Below are 846 nucleotides of genomic sequence, written 5' to 3'. Positions count from 1 at the left end.
GACCGCGTCCACCTCCCCCTCCAACAACCGCCAGAACTCCTCCGGCGAACCCACCCCACCCGGAAAACGGCAGCTCATCCCCACAATCACGATCGGATCGTCATCACGGGCAACAACCGCCGGGCCCTCCACCGTGGCGAACCGCCGCGTGCCCAGCAGCTCGGCGGCGAGGAAGCCGGCGAGTTCCGCGGGGGACGGGTAGTCGAAGACAGCGGTGGCCGGGAGCCGCAGGCCGGTCGCCGTGCCGAGCCGGTTGCGCAGTTCGACGGCGGTCAGCGAGTCGAAGCCCAGCTCGTGGAAGGCCCGGCCGGCATCGACCACCGCGCCGGAGGCGTGACCCAGGACGTGCGCCACCTGTGTCCGCACCAAGTCCAGGACGTATCGCTCCTGTTCGTCCGGGACGAGTCCGGCGAGCCGCTGCGACCACACGGCGTCCCCGGTCGTGGTCGCGGCGGCGGCTCGGCGGGGCGCCGCCGGTACCAGGCCGCGCAGGAGTGCCGGGATCTCCTGCGGGTCCCCGGCCGCGCGCGGAGCCCTCAGGTCCAGGCGTGCCGGGACCAGCGCCGGCAGCTCGGACCGCAGCGCGGCGTCGAGAAGGCTCAGCCCCTGTTCTGCGGTCATGGGAGCCACGCCGGTGCGCGCCATCCGCGCCCGGTCGGCGGCGGCGAGTTCCTTCGTCATGGCGCTGGTGTCGTCCCACAGGCCCCAGGCAAGCGAGACAGCAGGCAGACCACCAGCCCGCCGCAGCCGGGCAAGAGCATCCAAAAACGTATTCGCCGCCGCGTAATTGGCCTGACCCGGACTCCCGAGCACACCCGCCACCGACGAGAACAGAACAAAAGCCCT

At 72.0% G+C, this 846-nt stretch carries 1 protein-coding gene; it reads right to left on the bottom strand.

Going from position 1 to position 846, the window contains the following annotated elements:
• A partial coding sequence (locus PV679_RS36020; protein ID WP_319685498.1) for a beta-ketoacyl reductase occupies positions 1-834 on the bottom strand: 834 nt, incomplete at its 3' end.
• Positions 835-846: the final 12 nt, after the last annotated feature.

Origin of the sequence: Streptomyces sp. AK02-01A (genome assembly GCF_033795305.1) — a bacterium.
GTDB lineage: Bacteria > Actinomycetota > Actinomycetes > Streptomycetales > Streptomycetaceae > Streptomyces.
This window is presented reverse-complemented; position numbering and strand designations above follow the sequence as displayed.